This window comes from Pseudomonas sp. LRF_L74, assembly GCF_965644255.1.
GTDB lineage: Bacteria > Pseudomonadota > Gammaproteobacteria > Pseudomonadales > Pseudomonadaceae > Aquipseudomonas.
The window spans coordinates 96,149-114,979 of the sequence record NZ_CBFFRH010000008.1; the positions used below are offsets into that span (position 1 = coordinate 96,149).

Sequence of the window (18,831 nt, forward strand, 5' to 3'; positions counted from 1 at the left end):
GTTTTTTTTATTGTTCGAATGCTACATAATCAGCAAATAAATTCGATGTCAACGTCTTTTTACATGTCGAAAAGGTGCTCGTCCATGCGGCGACGTAGTCGAGGCTTGCCTAAGGAGTCATTGCAGTGAAAATTCCCGTCACCGTCTTGACCGGGTATCTCGGTGCAGGCAAAACAACCCTGCTCAGGAGGATGCTGGCCAACCCTGGAGAGCAGAAGTTTGCGGTTATAGTCAACGAATTTGCCGAGCTTGGTATCGATTCGGAGCTGATCGAGAGCCGTGACGAAGAGGTGATTCAACTCAGCAACGGCTGCCTTTGCTGCTCGGTACGGGGTGATCTCTTGTCCAGTCTCGAAGCGTTGGTCGCCAAGGGAGGCTTCGATGCGTTGATCATCGAGACCACTGGCCTGGCCAATCCCGCCCCGATTGCCCAGACCTTCATGCTCGATGACGACCTCAACGATCGCCTAGTGCTCGATGCGGTCGTTTGTGTCGTCGACGGGCCGCACATTGGTGGCTATTGGAAGCGGCACCCCGAGATCGTTCAGCAGCTTGCGTTTGCCGATGTCGTGCTGCTCAACAAATGCGAGCAATTGACAGCGGATCGAACTGACGACATCGAGCGGCTCCTGCGCAAGCTCAGCCCTCTGTCCAGGCTGTTCCGAACCAGTCGTTGTGAAATGGACGTCGCCGCTCTGACAGGACGCCGGGCCTATAGCCTTGCCGAGTTCGAGCTTGGCGCACCTGGCGCTTTCGTTCCTGCTTTTCTGCATCGACACGATGAAGAGGTCAGCAGCATTTCCTTAACAACGGATAAGGAAGTGGTGCCGGACCGCTTCATGGCTTTCATACAAACGCTGCAGCTTCAGTATGGTGAGGACTTGCTGCGTTACAAGGGCGTTTTGGCGATGACCAACGAGCCCCGCAGGTTCGTATTCCAAGGCGTACAGGCCATGGCGGATGGCGACGTCCAGCGTTACTGGCGCGAGGACGAACCTCGCTCAAGCAAGCTCGTGTTCATTGGCCGCAACCTGGACGCTCGAGCACTACGGGCCTCGTTCGAGGCTTGTTTGCAGTAGTTGCGGCCAGACCATTCCCCAAGGGTCGGTACTTGTGCAGATGGCCTTATGCCTTGCGACGACGCTTATCGTCAGGATTGGCTGGTCATGATTCAGCGTTCGGCGAGGAGCTTCGGCAGAGGGCGAATCTTGAAGCTTGCCCATGCAGTGGGTGAGTGGATAATAGGTCGATCTGCCCTCTACATTCATCTGACATGAATAACACCAACTTAAAAGAAGTGTTCCCCGTCACCAGGCTACAGCCCCGTGGGCATGGCCCTCTTTCCGAGCAGGTACTGTCTTCTACGGACCGGAAAATAATCGCTCATCTTCAAGAGGATGGTCGTCGCCCCTTTGTCGCTATTGCGCGAGAGCTGGATATTTCGGAACGTACTGTGCGCAACCGCGTGCATCAGTTGCTTGAGCAAAATGTCATCCAGATTGTCGCGCTGACCGATCCGGCTTCTCTGGGATTCAATGCCGGCGCATTAGCGGGGATCGTCCTGGATCTGACCCGTCCGATTGCCCAGGTTTGCGAGGCGCTGATAGGCATTGCCGATGTCGACTACGTCGTAACAACGACAGGCAGATTTTCGCTTATCGTGGAGATCATCTGCACTGACATGGCGCGGATGCAGCATGTGCTCGATAGGGAAATTGCGGCGCTGCCGGGTGTCAAGGGCATCGAGGTTTTCCCGTACTACAGCGTTTATTACCAGCAAGCCCAGTTCTTTGGTGGCGCGCCTGCCGCGCAGCCTTCGGGAGTGCTGAGCAAGGAAATGGACGAGGTGGACAGGAAGATCGTACGAGAACTCAGCTTTGATGGTCGGGCGCCATTGAAGAACATTGCCGTGGCGCTGGGGATTTCAGAGTCGCAGGTCAGGGGACGCCTCAACACGTTGGTCGAGACTGGCTTGTTAAATATCATGGCCATCACCAGCCCAATGAATCTGGAAGATCGAGCAATAGCCTGGGTGGCTATAACCGTCCGGGCGGGTGTTCGAGTCAAAGACGTGGCTGAGCAACTGCGTAGCATCGAGAAGGTGTCTTACATCACGATCTGCGCCGGACGCTTCGATTTATTCGTGGAAGTAGTGTGCGCCTCCAGGTCGAACCTGTTTGACCTGATAGATGACAAATTGCGCATGGTCGATGGCATCGAGCGCATCGAAAGCTTTCCCTATATCGATCTCCTGTACAAGAGGCTTGGCCCCGGTCGTTTATGAAAAGCCGACCTTGCGGTCGGCATAATGACGATAGGGCTGCATCCTCTGCAGCTTGGATCAGTTCTGGCTCGTCCAGACGGTCTTGGTTTGCAGAAACTTGTCGATGCCTTCGGCACCGTTATCGCGTCCGTACCCCGATTGCTTGTAACCCCCCCAAGGCGCCGCGCCGTCGAAGTTGCCGTAGGTATTAATCCAGACGGTTCCTGCCTGGAGCGCCGCTGCGACCTTATGCGCCTTGGCGACATCACGAGTCCAGACGCCGGCGGATAGGCCAAACCCGGTGTTGTTGGCGCGGGTCGTGAGCTCGTCGATCGTATCGAAGGTCTGGACTACCAGCACCGGGCCAAATATTTCATCGGACACGATTTCTTGGTTGTCCTTGGCATTCAGCAGAATGGTCGGCTCCAGGAAATGGCCGTCGGACAGGGCACCGCCCACTTTCTTGCCGCCGGCGACGCATTCAACGCCCTGCGCCTTGGCGCGCTCTACGAAACCGCTAACCCGGGCGAACTGATCGGCAGAGATCAGGGGGCCGAGGAATGTGTCTGGCGCCAGGCCATGGCCAACCTTCAGCTTCGCGGTTTCAGCCACTATGGTTTCCAGTACACGCGCATAAACCTTGCGTTCCACCATCAAGCGCGAGCCGGCGGCGCAAACCTGCCCGGAGTAGAAGAAAATGGCTGTAGCGGCGGCAGCGGCAGCCTTGTCCACGTCTGCGTCAGCAAAGATTACGTTGGGGTTTTTGCCTCCCAGTTCCATGGACACGTGCTTGAGATCGCTGGCCGCGGTCCTGACGATATGCTTGCCTACTGCTTCGGAGCCCGTGAAGGCAATTTTGGCTACGCCCGGATGCTCGACCAGGGCCTGGCCCGCGACCTTGCCGAAACCTGGAAGCACGTTCAGTACGCCCGCTGGCAGACCCGCCTCGATTGCAAGCCTCGCCAGATAGAGGGCGGAAAGTGGAGTCTGCTCCGCCGGCTTGAGTACCACGGTGCATCCTGCGGCAAGTGCCGGTGCAAGCTTGAAGCACGCCTGGCAGAGAGGGAAGTTCCACGGGACGATGGCCGCGACCACACCCAGCGGTTCTCGACGGGTATAGACATGCATGTCAGGTACGCTGACCGGTACTGTCTGGCCATGAAGTTTTGTCGGCCAGCCAGCGTTGTATCGAAGGGCTGCAATCGCCAGTTCAAGATCCACCGCGCGAATTTGCGCAGCAGGTTTACCGCTATCCAGGCTTTCGATCTGAGCCAGATCGTCCGCGTGCTTTTCTATGAGGTTGGCGAGGCGATGGATAATGGCTTCGCGTTCGTTGGGAAGCATTTTGGCCCATGGCCCGACAAGTGCGCGATTGGAAGAGGCGACGGCAGCCTCGACATCGGCTATGCCGGCCTCTGAGACGTTCGCGATGAGTTGGCTGGTTGCAGGGTCGTAGGTTTGAAAAACCTTACCCTCACAGGCGTCGACGAACTGATTGTCGATCATCAGTTTCATGGGCTGCTGCAAAAAGGTCTGAACGCTAGCGTTTAGATGCTTCAGAGGGTCCAGTGGTAGGTTCATAGCAAGGCCTCACTTTGTTTTTTCTTAGAAGCTTTCGAATTCGCAGGTGTAGATGCTGCAACCGCCAGTGGCGAATGTGGCTACGTCCTCAACCGCTGCCACGCCCTCGGCAGATGCCATCGACTGGTCCAGGGCTGCTTGGTTCGCATACTTGAGGAGCGCAATGGCATGCCATTGCCGAGCATCCGTACTGGGGCTGATGCTGGCTTCGAAGCCGACCAGATTCGGCATTTTCTTGACGAGAGGAACGTGCACGTCCCTGTAGTGGCGTTCGAACTCGACGGGGTTTTCCGGCGCGCCGTATACAACCACTACGGTCTTCATGGCTGGGCCTCCGCCTGTGGCACGGAGAACATCTTGCGCCGGTGATAGAGAAGTGGCGTCTGTTGATTATCATGGGCGATATGACGGACGTTGCCGGTCACGATAAGGTGATCACCGCCGGGGAGTATGTCTTCCACTTCGCAGGCCAGGGCGCAGGCGGCCCCGGCAAGAGTAGGCAGCCCCAGGTCGCCTTTGCTCCATGCGATCCCGCCGAACTTGTCTTCAGCTTTTCCAGCAAAAAGCATGGCCAACGGCTCCTGCTCCCTGCCCAGCACGTGAATCAGGAACGGTTTCCCTTTTTTCAGGAACTCCAGCGTCTTCGATTTGCGATCGAAACAGGCGAGCATCATGGGCGGCGAGGCAGACAGCGACGATACAGCCGAAAGCGTTGCGCCCAGCGGACGACCATCGTCGTCCCAGGTGGTGATTACCGTCACGGTGGCTGGGTAATCCGCCATGGCTTCCTTGAATACCTGCAGATCAATTTCGCGGGCAGTGGCCGGCGTCTTCACCTGAGACTGGCTCATTGGCCACCTCCATTGATTGCCGGCATGACCTCGCGACCGATGAGCGTGATCGAGCGCATGATGTCTTCATGTGGGATGCCGTCGATGCGCAGCAGGATTTCGTCGATGCCCATCTTCTGAAGCTGGCGGATACGCTTGATGAAGTCATCGGGGTCGCCAACCATCACGGACGGTGTTTCCGAGATCAGGAAGTCCATGTCGCCTTCGTGCTCAAGCAAGCGCAACATGCGGCCATCCAAGTACTCATAAGAGCCTTTTTTGCCCAGTGGCGCGTAGAGGTCGATGATGAACTTGAAGTAGCTGGTGGTAACGTCACGGGCGATATCCACAGCGCGAGCGCGGGTGGTGTCGCAGAACGCTGTCGCAACGTACAGGCCGGCCTGTTCGGTGCGACGAGGAACACTGCTCTTCTTGGTCGCCAGGCCTGCGCGGTACGCATCGATGCACTCTTGCAGGTAGTCGAAACCGAAATAGTTTTCGAAGCTGAGCACGCCAATACCCCGCTCGCCTGCGTTGCCATGTGTCTGGACGCTGGAGGCCGAGACATAGATCGGCGGATGAGGGGTCTGCAGTGGACGCGGAACCACGGTACGAGGCGGAATATTCCAGATTGGGCCCTCATGCTGCAGCGTCTCGTCGGCGAACGCTTTGATGAGAACCTCCATGCCATCTTCCCACTGTGCTCGAGTGGTACTCGGATCAACGCCAAATGCTTCGAGAGTGACGAGGTTGTTCGAGCGCGCGGTAGCGATTTCAGCACGGCCGTTGGACACGATATCCAATGTAGACGTGCGCTCGGCCACCAGGATCGGGTGGTTCCACTGAAGCATCACCGCGCACATCGTGCGCAGCTTGATGTCCTTGGTTTGTGCCGCAATCGCTGCGTAAAGCACTTCCGGAGCGGAGACCGTGAATTTCGGTGGGTTGAAGTGCTGCTCCGATGTGCCCCACGCGTAGAAGCCCAGCTTATCTGCCAGGCAGGCCTCGGCGATCATTTCCTGGTAGCGCTGAGCGACGCTCACGCCTTGTATGGTTTCGCCTTCTTGCAACAGGCTGATCTTCATTTTTCGCCTCCAACTGGGCTATTGTTTTTCCGTTTTCAGCAGATTATCTCCTATCAATAGACGTTTTCAAGATTAATTGGCCGTATTTTTTCTGTCTTTCGCTTTCGTAGGGATATGTGCCGTACACAGGGATGCCAGCGCACCGGCAGGCTCGCCTTGAGTGGGGGCATGGTTGGTTTTGGCCAAGGCAGTCACATAGCCTGACTGCGCTTTGCATATGACCCCTTGTGCCCATTCTTCACGCTTGGACTGGAGGGCCTGCGAGTGGCGGGAATCGCGACTGAAATCGACATTGCGGGTGACGCTGGCGTCGTCGATGAACTCGGCGGGAGGCAGCCAGCAGCATCACCGGAGCGAGGCGCTTGGCGTGCATGGCGATACCTATGCTTATTGCTTTGTTATGGGGCTTGCGAGCGTGGGCCCGCGACAGGTATTCGTTTTTCCGAAAGCGGCTTTAAGGTTTGGCGCACCGCGGGATAACATCGCGCACCATTTTCCCTGTGCAGGCTGCCCGTGACCGATACCGCCAAGAACCCACTGCATGGCATCACCCTGGAGAAGCTGCTCACCGAACTGGTCGAGCGCTACGGTTGGGATGGCCTGGCCAAGCGTATCGACATTCGCTGCTTCAAGAGTGACCCGAGCATCAAGTCCAGCCTCACCTTCTTGCGCAAGACGCCCTGGGCGCGGGAGAGGGTCGAGGCGCTGTACGTCAGCTTGCGAAAGCAGGGCTGAACTGACGCGGGTCGCTTCACGCCTCCTCGATGACCACCACCCGCTGGCCGGCGCGGACCGGCGAGCCCGGTTGCACGCGCACGTCACGAACGATGCCGGCTATCGGTGCGGTCAACGGGATTTCCATCTTCATCGATTCAAGAATCACCAGCACATCGCCAGCCGCGACCGTGGCGCCTTCTTCGACCTGAACCTGCCAGAGGTTACCGGCGATATGGCTGTCGACGCTGTGCTGGCCCGCCTTCAACGGTGCGTCCTCGGTCACTTCGACGGCACCTTCGTCGCTCTCGAAATGGCCCTGGCCTGAGTCGATCCAGCGCTGGCGTTCGGCGGCGAAGGCGCTGCGTTGTCGATGACGAAAAGCGCCGATGCCATCGGCTTCGTCAGCGAGAAACTGCTGGTAGTCGGCCAGGGCCAGATGGCTGTCTTCGATACGCAGTTCGAAGCGGCCGAGAGGGAAGTCGCGACGGATGCGCAGCAGCTCGTCCGCGCTGACCGGGTAGAAGCGAATCTGATCGAAAAAGCGCAGCAACCAGGGCTTGCCATTGAACGCCGCCACTTCGCGGTAGCGATTCCACATTTGCAGGGTGCGGCCGACGAACTGGTAACCGCCGGGGCCTTCCATGCCGTACACGCACAGGTAGGCACCGCCGATGCCTACCGAGTTCTCGGCGGTCCAGGTGCGCGCCGGGTTGTACTTGGTGGTGACCAGGCGGTGGCGAGGGTCGAGCGGCGTGGCTACCGGGGCGCCGAGGTAGACATCACCCAGGCCCATCACCAGGTAGCTGGCGTCGAACACCGTGCGATACACCTCGTCGAGATTCGGCAGGTCGTTGATCCGGCGAATGAACTCCAGGTTGCTCGGGCACCAGGGCGCGTCCTTGCGCACCGTGGTCATGTACTTGTCGATGGCCAACTGGCAGGCCGGATCATCCCAGGACAGCGGTAGATGGACGATGCGCGACGGCACCTTGAGGTCCTGCGCCATGCACACGGCGTCCCATTCTCCTGCGACGATATCGAGCAGGGTTTGCAGCGGCAGGGTTTCCGGCTGGTAGTGGACCTGCAGCGAGCGGATGCCTGGCGTGAGATCGATCACGCCATCCAGTTGCTTGGCTTCCAGGGCCTGCATCAGTGCGTGGCCACGGAAACGCAGCACCAGGTCCAGTTCCGGCTGGCCGATTTCCAGGAGCAGGTGGGTGTCGCCGGAGAGGCGGGCGACCAGGCGTTTGTCGTCCTGGCCGATATCCAGCACGACGGGATTCTGCAGGATCGTCGCCTGGCCGCTGCCGCGAACGGTTTCGCGTGCGGCCTCGAGGCTGACGGCGAGGAAGCGCACCTTGTCGCCGGCCTTGAGCTGACCCAACTGCCACAGGTCGGCTTCGATGATGGTCACCGGGCAGACGAAGCCGCCTAGGCTCGGGCCGTCCGGACCGAGGATCACCGGCATGTCGCCGGTGAAGTCCACCGCGCCGATGGCGTAGGGGTTGTCGTGGATATTGGAGGGATGCAGGCCAGCCTCGCCGCCGCTCTCGCGCACCCACTCCGGTTTCGGCCCGATCAGGCGCACGCCGGTGCGGCTGGAGTTGAAGTGCACTTCCCAATCGGTGGCGAAGAAGGTGTCGATATAGGCGGGCGTGAAGTATTCCGGTGCGCCGTGAGGGCCGTAGATCACGCGGATTTCGCGCACTGCGGGCAGCGCTGGATACAGCTCGGCGGCCAGTCGGCCACCGGCCTGGCGGTCGGCCAGCGCCGGGATATGCAGTACATCGCCGGCACGCAGGGCACGACCGCCATGGCCACCGAACTGGCCGAGGGTGAAGGTGCTCTTGCTGCCCAGGTAGTCTGGCACCTGGATACCGCCGCGAATGCTCAGGTAGCTGCGCGCGCCACTGCCGGCGATGGTGCCGAGGGCCAGGGTGCTGCCTGATTCGACCAGGAGCGCAGTGTTCATTGGCTGGGCGACGCCATCGACGCTCACTGGAATCTCGGCGCCGGTCACCGCCACCACCGCATCGGTATTGAAGCGCAGTAACGGGCCGCTCATGGTGATTTCCAGGGCCGCTTCGCCTTGCCGATTGCCGAGCAGGCGGTTGCCCAGGCGCAGGGCGAGGCTGTCCATCGGCCCGGAGGGGGGCACGCCGACGGCCCAGTAGCCGAGGCGTCCGGGGAAATCCTGAACGGTGGTCTGGGTGCCGGCACTCAGCACGTCGAAGGTAGTGGCCTGGTAGGTGAGGTTTTCCAGGCAGCGTGTCCAGGGCGAACCGCTGGCGAAGGGCTCGTCTGCGAGAATCTGGCGCAGGTAGTCGCGGTTGCATTCCACGCCGTACAGCACGGAGTCGGCCAGCGCTTTGTCGAGCGCTGCGCGGGCCTGGTCACGGGTCGGCTGCCAGGCGATCAGCTTGGCGATCATCGGATCGAAGTAGGGCGGGATCTCGCAACCGGCCTCGACCCAGGTATCGATGCGCAGTGCCTTGCCATCGGCTGGCGGGAAATCGACGGCGGTCAGCAGGCCGGGGCTGGGCTGGAAATCGCGGCCTGGGTCTTCAGCGTAAAGGCGTGCCTGGATCGCGTGACCGCTGGGTTGTAAGCCGGCGGCCAGTTCGCTGAGCGGCGCCAGATCGCCGGCCGCCAGTTCGATCATCCAGCGCACCAGGTCGACGCCCCATACCTGTTCGGTGACGCCGTGCTCGACTTGCAGGCGGGTGTTCACTTCGAGGAAGTAGAAGCGCTCCGCGATGCTGTCGTAGACGAATTCGACGGTCCCGGCGCTGCGGTAGTCGACCGCCTTGGCCAGTTTGATCGCGGCGGCGCACAGCGCCTCGGCCATGCCCGTTGGCAGGTTAGGCGCCGGGGTTTCTTCCAGTACCTTCTGGTTGCGCCGTTGTACCGAGCAATCGCGTACGCCGAGGGCGATCACGTCACCCTGACCGTCGCCGAACACTTGCACTTCCAGGTGGCGGGCACGCTGGATGTATTTCTCGATGAATACGCCACTGTCGCTGAAATTGTTCTGTCCCAGGCGTTTGACCGCTTCGAAGGCGTCGCCCAGTTCCTCGGCCGAGCGGCACACGCGCATGCCGATGCCGCCACCGCCGGCGGTGCTTTTCAGCATCACCGGGTAGCCGACCTGCTCACCGGCGAGTAGCGCAGCGTCTAGGTTCTCCAGCAGCCCGGTGCCTTCGAGCATCGGCACGCCATGCTGTTTGGCCAGGGCGCGGGCGGTGTGCTTGAGTCCGAATACGCGCAACTGTTCGGGCGTCGGGCCGACGAAGGCGATGCCGGCGGCTTCGCAGGCCTCGGCGAAGGCGGCGTTCTCGGAGAGGAAGCCATAGCCGGGATGGATGGCCTTGGCGCCGCTGCTCTTGGCTGCGGCGAGAATCTTGTCGACCACCAGGTAAGTTTGCGCGGCAGGGCCGTCACCCAGCGAGAAGGCCTCGTCGGCCTGTTGGATGTGCAGGCTGGCGACGTCGGCTTCCGAATAGACGGCGACGCCTTTTACGTCGAGCTGGCGCAAGGTGCGCAGAATGCGGCAAGCGATGGCGCCACGGTTGGCGATCAGCAGTTTTTCAAACATTCGAGGTGCCCTCGAAGGAGGTGGGTCGTCCCACCGGTATTCGGTCTGCGCCACGGTCGTCCGTGGTTGGAATCCTGTGCGATTGCGTCGAGTGGATTGAGCGAAGCGATACCCACCAAGGTGCCTCGACAAGGGCGATGGGTATCGTAGGCGTAACCCATCCTACGGCCTGTTTTTTTGCTCCAGGCATTGCCCCGAACGGCTCTGGCAGAGCAGCAGCAACCAGCGGCGCAGGCGTTGGCTCAGTCCCATACCAGCACCTCCGCCGGCGTCGGATTCCAGCCGTTGCAGGGGTTGTTCAACTGTGGGCAGTTGGAGATCAGCACGATCACGTCGGTCTCGGCGCGCAGTTCGACGTACTTTCCCGGCGCGGAGATGCCATCCTCGAAGGTCAGGCCACCTTCGGGCGTAACGGGTACGTTCATGAAGAAGTTGATGTTGGCGCCGATGTCGCGCTTCTCCAGGCGGCCGTCGTGCAGGCTGGCCCGCAGGAAGTTGTCGCGGCAGCTGTGCATGTAGCGCGTGCTCAGGGCGTAGCGCACGGTGTTGCTTTCCTGGGCGCAGGCGCCGCCGAGGGTGTCGTGGCGGCCGCAAGTGTCGGCGACGATGGTCAGCAGCGGTTTGCCGAGGTTGGAGTAGAGCACCGTGCCTGTAGTGAGGTAGACGTTGTTCTGCTTGCGCAGGGTGCGTTGCGGATCGAAACGCTCACGTGGATTGGCCGCGGCGAAGAACAGGGTATCGATCGCCTGGTTGCCTTCCAGGTCGTGCAGGCGCAGGGTCTGGCCGGCCTTGACCTCGAACAGGTAGGGCTCGCCGGCTGCAATGGTGTGGCGGAAGCTGGCGGAAGCGGCGTGCTCGTCGCTGGCAGTAAGGCTCATCGTAATGTCCTCGGTATCGTTTACTGGGCTCCCGCTTTCGCGGGAGTGACGAGGTAAATGTCGTCCCCGCGCAGGCGTGGGGTTGGTAGTTGTGCAGGTCACTGCGTCATCCCCGCGCAGGCGGGGACCCAATCAGATGTACTGGCGTTCGGTGTTGTGGAAGGCGCGACCGTTCTCCGGGCGCGAGGTGCGGCAGAGCACGCTGATGCCGTCACTCTCGACCTTGCTCCAGGCGAGGTGCACCGACTTGGGCGCGTACTGCGGGTTGGGGTCCATCGGGTGCTGCAGGGCGGTGAGCACCACCAGGGTGTCCATCGGCGCATACAGCTCGATGTAGTCACCGGCCTTGCTGTTGCCGGGTTGGAAACCGAAGGTGCCATCAGCGTCGACATCCACGCGGCTGAACAGGTTGAGGTTCATCAGCAGGTCCTGCAGGTTCAGGTTCCACTTGCCCATTTCCACCAGCAGGTTGTCCGTGCCGTTGCGGAAGAAGCCGTTGCGCAGTTCCTGATAGCGACCCTGGCCGTATTTCTCGGCGACCTCCTCGGCATTCAGTACGCCGCCGAAGCTGTCGTGCCAGCCGCAGGTGTCGGCGGTGATGGCGGCGAGCACCTTGCCCATGTCCGAGTACAGGCAGTGGCCGGCGGTGAGCTTGGCGGTGTGCTGGCCCTTGAGGGTGTCCGGCAGGTTGAGGCGCTCGCTTTTCTCGGTGGCGTTGAACAGCAGCAGGCTGACGTTGGCGCTGCCTTCGAGGTCGGTGATGCGCAGCAACTGGCCACGCTTGAGGACGAAGGAGGTGTGGCCGCCGCCGGGGACGGTTTCCTCGTAAAGGGTTGGGCGCAGGGCGAGAGAGGCAGTCATGCTCGGACTCCTTGTTGGGCAGTGTGCAGGCTGTCGGCAACGTGGGCCGGCAGAGCTTCGAGCGCGGCGCGGGCGGCACGGCGATCTTCGTTGAGGGGGATGTCGTAGGTAATGCGCGCGCCGTAGGCGTTTGGTGCGTGCGGGTCGATACGGGGCTTGTCGAACACCATCAGGCGGGTGCCGAGGCTGAAGCCCTCGCTGAGGTCGTGGGTGACCATGAACACGGTCAGTCCGGTCTCGCGCCACAGTTCCAGCAACAGCGCGTGCATGTCCTTGCGGATGCCGGGATCGAGTGCGCCGAAGGGTTCGTCGAGCAGCAGCACACGCGGTTTCATGATCAGCGCCTGGGCGATGGCCAGGCGCTGCTGCATGCCACCGGAGAGCTGGCTGGCGTATTTGGCCAGGGCGTGGCCGAGGCCGACTTTCTGCAACAGTTCGGCGGCCTGCTCGCGGGCGGCGCGCTTGGCGCTGCCGAACAGTCGGCCGAGCAGGGCGGAGCGAGGCAGTTCCAGGCCGATGGCAACGTTGTCCAGCACGCTCAGGTGCGGGAACACCGAGTAACGCTGGAACACCACGCCGCGACTGGCGTCCGGCTCGCCGGCCAGCGGTTTGCCGTCCAGCAGGATCTGACCTTTGCTGGGGCGCTCCTGGCCGAGCAGCAGGCGCAGGAAGGTCGACTTGCCACAACCGGAGGCGCCGACCAGGGTGCAGAACTCGCCCTCGGCAATGGACAGGTTCAGGCGTTCGAGAACGGTCTGCTCGCCGTATGCCTGCCAGACGTTCCTGACTTCGATGAACGGCTTCATGCCTTCGCCCCCTCATACCAGGGGAAGCACAGCCGGGTGAGCTGGCGCAGTCCCAGGTCCATCAGCCAGGCGAGAAGGGTGATCCACACCACGTAGGGCAGGATCACGTCCATCGCCATGTAGCGCCGCACGAGAAAGATGCGGTAACCCAGGCCATCGGTGCTGGCGATGGCCTCGGCGGCGATCAGGAACAGCCAGGCCGAGCCCAGCACCAGGCGCAGGGCGATCAGCAGACGCGGCAACAACTGCGGCAGTACCACGCGCAGGATCAGCGTCCAGGTGCTGGCGCCCAGGGTCTGGGCCTTGATCAGCAGTTCCTGGGGAATCTCACGCGCACGCTGCTCCAGATCACGCGCCAGGATCGGCGTGATGCCGATCACGATCAGCATCACCTTCGACAACTCGCCCAGGCCGAAGACGATGAACAGGATCGGCAATATCGCCAGCGGCGGCACCATCGACAGCACCGTGAGCAAGGGCGACAACGGTGCCCGTAGCAGTGGCAGGATGCCGGCCGCGATGCCCAGGCATAGGCCCGCGGCCGCCGCGATGCCGATGCCCATGCCGAGGCGGCTCAGGCTCGATGCGGTGTCCTGCCAGAACGGATAGCCGCCACTGCGCTTGTCCTCGGTGAAGGCCAGGCGCTGCACCGCATCGACCATCTGCGCCGCACTGGGCAGCAGCTTGTCATTGGGGTTTTCCGCCAGGCGTGTCGCCGAACCGGTGAAGTAGGCGAACAGCACCAGGGCGAAGGGCAGCAGGACGAGCAGGAGTCGTCCGGCACGGTCCGGGTGTCGGTTGATCAGGCGCATGGGCAATTCTCGTCAGTGCGTAGGGTGGATGGCGCTACCACCACAGCGGATTCACGGTGGATGAAAAGAGCGTCATCCACCCTACGATGCCAGGGCTTCAGAGCTTGCCGTCGGCCGCCATCTGCATGTAGCTCGGGTCGAAGCGCAACTTGAGGTTGCCTTCATCGCCCGTGGTCACGCCGTTGGCGAAGCTCATGCCCACTGCGTCGGCGGCCTGCGCACCTTCGCCAAGCAGGCCGTGCTCGAAGGAGAACGCCGCCACTTTGCTCATGGTTTCCGGCAGCTTGGCGCTGGTGGCGAAGGCTACGGCCTCACGGGCGGAATAGAACATGCGGGTCGCGGCGAGCTGGGCTTCATAGCCGGCCAGGTCGGTGCCGGAAGCTTTGGCCATGTGCTCGCGGGCGGCTTTGCCGGCCGGGGTCTGCGCGCTCATGGTGGCCATGATTTCGTACCACGCGCCGGTCAACGCCTTGCCCAGTTCGGGGTTGTCCTTGAGGGTGTCGCTGTTAACCACCATCAGGTCGATGATCTCACCCGGAATCTGGCTGGAATCGAATACCTTGGTGACCTTGGGCGTGGCTTCGATCTCGGCCAGCAGCGGGTTCCAGGTGGCCACGGCGTTGACGTCGGCGGTGGCGAAGGCGGCGACCATATCGGCGTCGGAGGTGTTGACCACCTTCAGGTCCTTCTCACTGAGGCCCACGCTTTCCAAGCCGCGGGCGAGCAGGTAGTGGGAAACCGACAGCTCCACCAGATTGACGTCCATGCCCTTGAGATCGCCCAGGGTCTTGCCTTCACCCTTGAGCACGATGCCGTCGTTGCCGTTGGAGAAGTCGCCGACGATCAGTGCCGTGCTGTCCACGCCGCCAGCGGCGGGAATGGTCAGGGCGTCCATGTTGGTCATGCTGCAACCGTCGAACTGGCCGGCGGTGTACTGGTTGATCGACTCGACGTAGTCGTTGAGCTGGGTGACCTTGATCTCGATACCGTACTTCTTCGCCCATTTGTCGACGATGCCTTCGGCGGCGCCGTATTCCCAGGGCATCCAGCCGGCATAGATGGTCCAGCAGACGTCGAAGTGGTCTTTCTTCTCGGCGTGGGCGGGAAGGGCGAGAACGGCGGCGAGACCCGCGGTGATCAGCGAGGAGAGCAGGGCTTTGCGCATGGAAGAACCTCCAGGTCGGGGAATACGGGCAGGAGCATCGCGGCACTGCCTGAATCATCAGGTGGCGCGTTCTCCCGGGCTTTTGTCCCGCCGTGTAACCCCGATCGAGGTCGCCAACTCTCGGACCAGTCACTCGTGCTCTCATGAGAGCGACAAGCCGGAACCCTAGTCAGCCATTGCAAATTGTCGTGCCGCGGCCCTTGCGGGGCTGCTTCTGCATGTGGGGTACAAAGCGAACATCGTGCCAGCTAGGGCTGCCCCCGTCGTTCAGACTGTGTGAAAACTACTGCGCTCGGCCATGCGGCGTTAAAAAACGGCTCAACATGCTCATTTACAGCTCGTAAACTGCGCTTTTTCGCCGTTTTGCGGGGGCGCCTAGCCCTTGCCTGACCTTCTCTCGCTACGCTTTCACACGGTCTGAGTTGGCGGGGGTCATGGCAGAATGCTCGGGCTCGGCGGCCCATTTATGGTGCGCGCGGCATATTTTGGTGCGCCGTTGCAGGGGCTCGTGAAATGCGCCGATACAACTGACGATGAGCGGTCGAGCACTTCGCTCAGGGCCGTCTGTCCTAGTTAGGCAGTTGCACAGGCATCCGCCTGCGCCGCGGTCGAAGGAGGCCGCCCATGACAACCCGATCCGTGCTGTTCGCGTTACTGGCCCTTACCTTGGGAGGCTGTGCGACCTACGACGACAATCCCTATGCCTATGACCGTTATTACCAGGCTCCGGTGACCACTGGCGTTTACGTGGAGCGTTACGACACCTACCCGGCGCCGCGCTACTACTACGGGCAGCCCCGCTACTACAGCCAGCCCCGCTATTACGCGCCACCGCCCCCTCCGCCGCCACGTAACTACTATCCGGGACCGCGTGATGATCGTCGCCGTTTCGATGGCTTCCGGCCGCCGATGCCGCCGCCCCCGCCCGGTGCGGGTTTCCGGCGTCCGCCGCCGCCCCCACGGCCGGACTTCGACAGGCCCGGCAGGCCAGGTGATCATGACCGGCGCCCGCCAAGCCCTTCCAATGGCTGGCGCCTGCCACGCTGATCGTGCCCCGGGGTCGTGCTGACTCCGGGATTGCCTTTTCCCGCTATGCTCCGCACCATGCCTCTCCTTCATCGGTGCGGAGCCGGCCTTGGCCAACCCGTTACAATCCACTGCCTGCAGAATCCTGGCTGCTTTCGCGCTGTCGGGATGCCTGCTGGTGGCCGGATTGCTGCAAGCCGATTGGGATTTCACCCGTATCGCCGCCAATGCGCAGAAGCTCTACGGCCCACTGGGCGAGGGCCGGGGGCGAATCAACGACTGGCAGCGGATGCTCACGGAGCAGAAGGACAGGGCGCAAGCCGAGCAGCTGCAGGCCGTGAACCGTTTCTTCAACCTGCGGGTGCGTTTTCGCGATGACCTGCAGGTCTGGCGAGTCCAGGATTACTGGGCGACACCGGTCGAGGCGTTGATCAAGGGCGCTGGCGATTGCGAGGACTACGCCATCGCCAAGTACTTCAGCCTGCGCGAACTGGGCATACCCAGCGAGAAGCTGCGCATCACTTACGTCAAGGCCCTGCGCCTGAACCAGGCGCACATGGTGCTGACCTATTACCCCAGCCCGTCGGCGGTGCCGTTGGTCCTGGATAACCTGATCGATACCATCGAGCCCGCCAGCGAGCGTACCGACCTGATGCCGGTCTATGCCTTCAATGCCGAAGGCCTCTGGTTGCCAGGCAGCGGTGGTAACAAGCAGGTCGGCGACAGCAAGCGCCTGTCGCGCTGGCAGGACCTGCTACAAAAAATGCGAGCCGAAGGCTTCGATCTGTAGGGAGATCGTTCATGTCACTGTTCAAGCAGCTATTGATCGCCATCTGCGTGCTGATGCTGGTCAATTTCTCCGGCAGCTTCCTGGTCAGCCTGGAGAGCTCACGCGGTCAGCAGGTCGCGCAGTTGCGGGCCCATGCCCAGGATGCGGCAACGGCCCTGGGCCTGTCGTTGAGCCCGCATGTGGGGGACGTGGCGACGGTCGAACTGATGATCAGCTCGATCTTCGACAGCGGTTATTTCCAGAGCATCCGGGTGATCGACCTGGAGAGCGACAAGGTCCTGGCTGAACGTAGCGGCGCCCCGGTCAGCCCCATCGCGCCGGACTGGTTCGCTCGCCTGGTCGACCTGGAGCCGGCCAGCGGCGATGCCATTGTCAGTGATGGCTGGCGCCAGGCCGCGCGGGTCGAGGTAGTGAGTCATCCGTTGTTCGCCATTGGCCGTCTCTGGCAGAGCGCCCTGGGCATGCTGCTCTGGCTGGCCCTCAGCAGTGTGTTGTGCATTTGCCTGGGCGTACTGCTGATCAAGCGCCAGTTGCGCCCGTTGGATTATCTGGTGGAGCAGGCCACGGCCATCTCCCGCCGGGAGTTCCTCAGTGTGCCGAAGATGCCGCGCACGCCGGAGTTCCGGCGTGTGGTCAACGCGATGAACCAGATGGTGGAAAAGCTCAAGGCACTGTTCGCCGAAGAGGCGGCCCGTAGCGAGAAACTGCGCGAGGAGGCCTATTACGACAGCCTGACCGGGCTGTTCAATCGTCGCTATTTCGACCTGCAATTGCAGGCCCGGCTGAGTGGTGAAAATGCCAGCAGTGGCTATTTCCTGTTGATCCGGGTCAACGACCTGGCCGGTTTGAACCAGCGCTTCGGAGGGCAGCATACCGATCGCATTCTCCTGGCGGTGGCCGAGCAACTGAAGCGTTTTGACCGCCAGCATCTGCTGGCGCGCAACCGTGGCGGCGAGTTCGCCATGCTGGTGTTCGGCATCGCCCGCGATGAGGCCGAACAACTGGCCACCGCGCTCGACCAGGCCTTGGCCACGTTGCAGCAGACCGGACTGGTCGAACACCTGCCGGTCGCTCATATCGGCCTCACGGTTTTCACGCCGGGTAATGAGGTTGGCTTGTTGTACCAGGCCCTTGATCAGGCGCTGGCGCAGGCACTGCTCCAGAGTGACCGTAACTGGGCGTTCCACGAACCGAGTGGCGCACCGCTGACGGTCGACGAGCGACAGACCTGGCATCGCTTGCTCGATGGGGCCTTGAGCGAAGGGCGCCTGCAGTTGTACATCCAGCCCGTGGTCGATGCCAGCCAGCCGCAGCGGGTACTGCATCACAAGGTCCTGGCGCGGCTGCTGGACGAGCAAGGGCATTTGCTTCCGGCCGGGCGCTTCCTGCCCTGGGTCGAGCGTTTTGGCTGGGCCGCCCGGCTGGACCTGAGCATGCTTGATAGCGTGTTGCAGCGCCTTGCCACGTTTCCCGGCCAAGTTGCCTTGAGCCTTTCCGGCAGCACCCTGCGCGATTCACAGGCCCTGGCCGCGCTTTACGACAAGTTGCGCCAGTTCCCTGAGTTCGGCCCGCGCCTGGTTCTTGAACTGGAAGAAAATCAGTTGCCAGGCGCCGACGACCTGCAGGTCCTGGCCTCACGCCTCAAAGGCCTGGGCTTCAGCATGGCTTTGCAGCATTTCGGTGGGCGTTTCAGCATGATCGGCAACCTTGCCCGGCTTGGTCTGGCCTACATCAAGGTCGATGGCAGCCATATCCGCGCCATCGACCAGGAAAACGACAAGCGCCTGTTCATCGAGGCCATGCAGCGTGCGGCCAATAGCATCGATGTGCCGTTGATCGCCGAGCGGGTGGAAACCCAGGGTGAGCTGGAGGTGTTGCAGGCCCTGGGTATTCAAGGTGTGAAAGGGCAACTGTTCGGTAGCCCGGAGCCGTGGCAGTGAGCTAGGGGCTGTTGCCGTTTCGGCGCTACCGCGCTGAAACGGCAACAGCCCCTAGCTTGCCGCTAAATCAGATCACTCCACGCTCTTCGATATTGATCAGCCGGTTCAGGCCGCCCAGTGCTTCCCGCGCCTGTGTGCGGTTGAGCAGCTTGGCCTGGGCCGCCGCTGGCAGGTCGGTGATGCGGATGATGCCCTTGGCCATCAATACGGTGATCAGGTCGTCGATGACCCGGATCATTTCCAGGTCGCTCTGCTTGAGCTGCATCAGGCCGTTCTCGACGTTCTGGTTCGAGTACCAGGCCAGCGCCTCCTGGTCATCGGCGGCCAGGGTGCCGTTCATGCCCTCGAACTCGGCCGCTTCCACGCGCAGCAACTGGCCTTGGTCATCTCGTTGGATGTACAGCATTGCGTAACCCTCGTTACGGTGAATGAACTGCGCCCGGATTGCACGAAGCGATCCGGGCGCGCATGGCGACAGTAAA

18 protein-coding genes and 1 riboswitch are annotated in these 18,831 nt (G+C 61.8%); of the genes, 6 read left to right on the forward strand and 12 right to left on the reverse strand.

Annotated features, from left to right (window positions below; all coding sequences use genetic code 11):
• The first annotated feature begins 125 nt into the window (after nucleotides 1–125).
• Complete coding sequence (locus ACSZPK_RS20215) at nucleotides 126–1,079, forward strand: CobW family GTP-binding protein (RefSeq protein WP_437883321.1); 954 nt, start codon at nucleotides 126–128, stop codon at nucleotides 1,077–1,079.
• 194 nt (nucleotides 1,080–1,273) lie between these two features.
• Nucleotides 1,274–2,284, forward strand: coding sequence for an Lrp/AsnC family transcriptional regulator (locus ACSZPK_RS20220; RefSeq protein WP_437883322.1), 1,011 nt, complete (start codon nucleotides 1,274–1,276; stop codon nucleotides 2,282–2,284).
• Between the two features lie 57 nt (nucleotides 2,285–2,341).
• Here the strand turns inward: ACSZPK_RS20220 and ACSZPK_RS20225 are convergent, their stop codons facing one another.
• From ACSZPK_RS20225 to ACSZPK_RS20245, 5 genes are all read right to left on the reverse strand, one after another.
• Nucleotides 2,342–3,778, reverse strand: coding sequence for an aldehyde dehydrogenase family protein (locus ACSZPK_RS20225; RefSeq protein ID WP_437883323.1), 1,437 nt, complete (start codon nucleotides 3,776–3,778; stop codon nucleotides 2,342–2,344).
• Nucleotides 3,779–3,868: 90 nt separating this feature from the next.
• On the reverse strand, nucleotides 3,869–4,168 hold the full coding sequence (locus ACSZPK_RS20230; protein WP_437883324.1) for an EthD family reductase: 300 nt from the start codon (nucleotides 4,166–4,168) through the stop codon (nucleotides 3,869–3,871).
• Nucleotides 4,165–4,695: a flavin reductase family protein gene (locus tag ACSZPK_RS20235; protein ID WP_437883325.1), complete on the reverse strand. Its 531-nt coding sequence runs from the start codon at nucleotides 4,693–4,695 to the stop codon at nucleotides 4,165–4,167. The genes ACSZPK_RS20230 and ACSZPK_RS20235 overlap by 4 nt, the downstream gene beginning before the upstream one ends.
• Nucleotides 4,692–5,759, reverse strand: a complete 1,068-nt coding sequence (locus ACSZPK_RS20240) for an LLM class flavin-dependent oxidoreductase (protein WP_437883326.1) — start codon at nucleotides 5,757–5,759, stop codon at nucleotides 4,692–4,694. The genes ACSZPK_RS20235 and ACSZPK_RS20240 overlap by 4 nt, the downstream gene beginning before the upstream one ends.
• 72 nt (nucleotides 5,760–5,831) lie before the next feature.
• On the reverse strand, nucleotides 5,832–6,095 hold the full coding sequence (locus ACSZPK_RS20245) for an OprD family outer membrane porin (RefSeq protein WP_437883454.1): 264 nt from the start codon (nucleotides 6,093–6,095) through the stop codon (nucleotides 5,832–5,834).
• Between the two features lie 177 nt (nucleotides 6,096–6,272).
• Here ACSZPK_RS20245 and ACSZPK_RS20250 point away from each other — a divergent pair, with 177 nt between their 5' ends.
• Nucleotides 6,273–6,494 (forward strand): VF530 family DNA-binding protein, encoded by a 222-nt coding sequence (locus tag ACSZPK_RS20250; protein WP_437883327.1) that lies wholly within the window; start codon nucleotides 6,273–6,275, stop codon nucleotides 6,492–6,494.
• 16 nt (nucleotides 6,495–6,510) lie between these two features.
• Here ACSZPK_RS20250 and uca read toward each other — a convergent pair whose 3' ends face one another.
• The 6 genes from uca to ACSZPK_RS20280 all read right to left on the reverse strand — a co-directional run bounded on the left by uca (nucleotide 6,511) and on the right by ACSZPK_RS20280 (nucleotide 14,593).
• Nucleotides 6,511–10,071: an urea carboxylase gene (gene uca / locus ACSZPK_RS20255; RefSeq protein ID WP_437883328.1), complete on the reverse strand. Its 3,561-nt coding sequence runs from the start codon at nucleotides 10,069–10,071 to the stop codon at nucleotides 6,511–6,513.
• Nucleotides 10,072–10,313: 242 nt separating this feature from the next.
• Nucleotides 10,314–10,949, reverse strand: coding sequence for an urea amidolyase associated protein UAAP2 (locus ACSZPK_RS20260; protein ID WP_437883329.1), 636 nt, complete (start codon nucleotides 10,947–10,949; stop codon nucleotides 10,314–10,316).
• A gap of 132 nt (nucleotides 10,950–11,081) precedes the next feature.
• The gene (locus tag ACSZPK_RS20265; protein ID WP_437883330.1) at nucleotides 11,082–11,810 is read right to left on the reverse strand and encodes an urea amidolyase associated protein UAAP1; all 729 of its coding nucleotides are present in this window, start codon (nucleotides 11,808–11,810) and stop codon (nucleotides 11,082–11,084) included.
• Complete coding sequence (locus tag ACSZPK_RS20270; RefSeq protein ID WP_437883331.1) at nucleotides 11,807–12,616, reverse strand: ABC transporter ATP-binding protein; 810 nt, start codon at nucleotides 12,614–12,616, stop codon at nucleotides 11,807–11,809. Before ACSZPK_RS20270 ends, ACSZPK_RS20265 begins: the two co-directional genes overlap by 4 nt.
• The gene (locus tag ACSZPK_RS20275) at nucleotides 12,613–13,428 is read right to left on the reverse strand and encodes an ABC transporter permease (RefSeq protein WP_437883332.1); all 816 of its coding nucleotides are present in this window, start codon (nucleotides 13,426–13,428) and stop codon (nucleotides 12,613–12,615) included. The genes ACSZPK_RS20270 and ACSZPK_RS20275 overlap by 4 nt, the downstream gene beginning before the upstream one ends.
• Before the next feature lie 97 nt (nucleotides 13,429–13,525).
• Nucleotides 13,526–14,593: a putative urea ABC transporter substrate-binding protein gene (locus tag ACSZPK_RS20280; RefSeq protein WP_437883333.1), complete on the reverse strand. Its 1,068-nt coding sequence runs from the start codon at nucleotides 14,591–14,593 to the stop codon at nucleotides 13,526–13,528.
• A 69-nt stretch (nucleotides 14,594–14,662) separates the two neighbouring features.
• Nucleotides 14,663–14,773: riboswitch (guanidine-I (ykkC/yxkD leader) on the reverse strand.
• A gap of 444 nt (nucleotides 14,774–15,217) precedes the next feature.
• Between ACSZPK_RS20280 and ACSZPK_RS20285 the strand changes: the two genes are divergently transcribed.
• From ACSZPK_RS20285 to ACSZPK_RS20295, 3 genes are all read left to right on the forward strand, one after another.
• Nucleotides 15,218–15,640 (forward strand): hypothetical protein, encoded by a 423-nt coding sequence (locus ACSZPK_RS20285; RefSeq protein ID WP_437883334.1) that lies wholly within the window; start codon nucleotides 15,218–15,220, stop codon nucleotides 15,638–15,640.
• Nucleotides 15,641–15,728: 88 nt separating this feature from the next.
• A complete protein-coding gene (gene lapG, locus ACSZPK_RS20290; protein WP_437883335.1) occupies nucleotides 15,729–16,409 on the forward strand; it encodes a cysteine protease LapG in 681 nt (226 codons plus the stop codon).
• A gap of 11 nt (nucleotides 16,410–16,420) precedes the next feature.
• Nucleotides 16,421–18,349, forward strand: a complete 1,929-nt coding sequence (locus ACSZPK_RS20295; RefSeq protein WP_437883336.1) for an EAL domain-containing protein — start codon at nucleotides 16,421–16,423, stop codon at nucleotides 18,347–18,349.
• 67 nt (nucleotides 18,350–18,416) lie between these two features.
• Here ACSZPK_RS20295 and ACSZPK_RS20300 read toward each other — a convergent pair whose 3' ends face one another.
• Nucleotides 18,417–18,755 carry a tryptophan synthase subunit beta gene (locus ACSZPK_RS20300; RefSeq protein WP_437883337.1) on the reverse strand — a complete coding sequence of 113 codons (339 nt, stop codon included), beginning with the start codon at nucleotides 18,753–18,755 and terminating at the stop codon, nucleotides 18,417–18,419.
• Nucleotides 18,756–18,831 lie beyond the last annotated feature (76 nt).